This is a genomic window from Ferroplasma sp. Type II, from assembly GCF_000496155.1.
Map to the genome: position 1 here is coordinate 1 of NZ_KI542772.1, position 1,123 is coordinate 1,123.

Genomic DNA, 1,123 nt, shown 5'->3' on the forward strand with positions numbered 1-1,123 from the left:
TCATATTACATTGTTGTTATGTTCCATATGATGCTGGGATTTCTTATACTTGTAGTTTCATTTATAATGGTCCTGCTTAGCCTGAGGATAAAGAATTCTAAATTAGTAATTTCCAGTTTTCTGTCATTTTTCTTTGTGATAGTTGCGGGCATCTCAGGCTTCCTGTTTCTGTTCAATGAAAAAAATCTCTATTCCCTTCTGATGGCCATTTCTTTCATAATAATTGTACTGTCTGAATTTTATTATTTATATGTTATAAAAGTAACAGAGAATAAATTAAAATAAAACTAATTTTCCATTAAGTCTAAGGATCTTTTATAGAGTATATCCCGCATAAGGAGAAAAGCCCTGAAATTCTCTGGATTAAACCTTTCGGAAAAGCCATCGATTCTGGACATAATTCTATAATAATAGAGCACCTCTATGGTTTTTCTGCATGCCCTGAAAGCAACATGTGCCGCTCTGCTGTTGCATAGTATTAATTTATAAGCATTTGTCCATCCCTTTTCCCCCTCGATTTTTTCCATAAAAGTAAAATCTTCTGGTTTTTCCCCTGTTATTATATAATTTTCCAGGGACTTTATGAAGTCTACCATTTTTTTGTATTCCTCTGCATGAGGGGCATCAAGGTCTATAAGCCGGGCCAATAACTCAGCCAGGTCATATTCCCTCATAAAATACATCTGTATGCCTGAATCATAATCCTCTTCCTTCTGATCTACACAGCAATGAAATCTGGGAAATTCTTCCATATTTTTATTATAGTGATATTCGATAAATATTTTGCTCTATGCAATAAAATATGGCTCTTAGTTCCTCTATGCTGGTTGTTCCATGAAGGTGAAATCTAAATAATCATGATATTACTGGAATTACGCTAAATCATGTTGCATGGCTACTATGATATAGAGCCATTGCCTTGAATATCCCGGGATATAGGAAATGATTGCGAATATCAGTGAAATTTACCACTATAAAAGTCATCTAACTCTAAAATATAAATTCTAAACAGAAATAGAGCTTCAATCAATGGATTTATGAATTATATAATCATCTATTTCGAAATTCTTGATTGTTATGTCAATGCACTTGTCCTTTACCGAGTTAAAATCATGTTTAATGC

1 protein-coding gene and 1 pseudogene are annotated in these 1,123 nt (G+C 33.0%); one reads left to right on the plus strand and one right to left on the minus strand.

The annotated features are described in order from the left end of the window. A pseudogene (locus AMDU4_RS10895) lies at nucleotides 1–285 on the plus strand (hypothetical protein); the annotation flags it as partial. A gap of 2 nt (nucleotides 286–287) precedes the next feature. Here AMDU4_RS10895 and AMDU4_RS10900 read toward each other — a convergent pair. Next, nucleotides 288–752 carry a hypothetical protein gene (locus AMDU4_RS10900; protein WP_021788024.1) on the minus strand — a complete coding sequence of 155 codons (465 nt, stop codon included), beginning with the start codon at nucleotides 750–752 and terminating at the stop codon, nucleotides 288–290. Nucleotides 753–1,123: the final 371 nt, after the last annotated feature.